Origin of the sequence: Vibrio sp. S12_S33 (assembly GCF_963889785.1) — a bacterium.
GTDB lineage: Bacteria > Pseudomonadota > Gammaproteobacteria > Enterobacterales > Vibrionaceae > Vibrio > Vibrio aestuarianus.
Genome location: NZ_CAWPQZ010000283.1, coordinates 1 through 373 on the forward strand (window position 1 = coordinate 1; position 373 = coordinate 373).

At 40.2% G+C, this 373-nt stretch carries 2 pseudogenes; both read left to right on the plus strand.

Features of this window, described 5'->3' with window-relative positions:
- Positions 1-112, plus strand: a pseudogene (locus tag AACW06_RS20170) (IS5/IS1182 family transposase); the annotation flags it as partial.
- Positions 105-373 (plus strand): annotated as a pseudogene (locus AACW06_RS20175) (hypothetical protein); the annotation flags it as partial. The pseudogenes AACW06_RS20170 and AACW06_RS20175, both read left to right, overlap by 8 nt.

Genomic DNA, 373 nt, shown 5'->3' on the forward strand with positions numbered 1-373 from the left:
TAAAATCAAGCATTATCGAGCAATATCAACTAGATATGACAAGTTGAAAAGGAACTATGCCAGCATGGTATCGCTGGCATTTATGTTAATGTGGCTACCAATGCATTGCTGAGCATAAAACGTACAGCAAAGATCAACACGCCCTAGTAGACTTATTTTGCCATGTCGATGACTTTTGTAAGGCTTTTCTACCTCAGTGGCAAAAACTTCAGCTTGAAAGTGGCGAACGAAAACGCAACCGCAAAAGTCGTATGTCCGAAAGCGAAATAATGACCATCGTTATTGCTTTCCATATGTCGCACCAGCGTGACTTTAAGAATTACTATCTTGGTATTATTCACCGATACTACAAAAATGAGTTCCCGACGTTGCT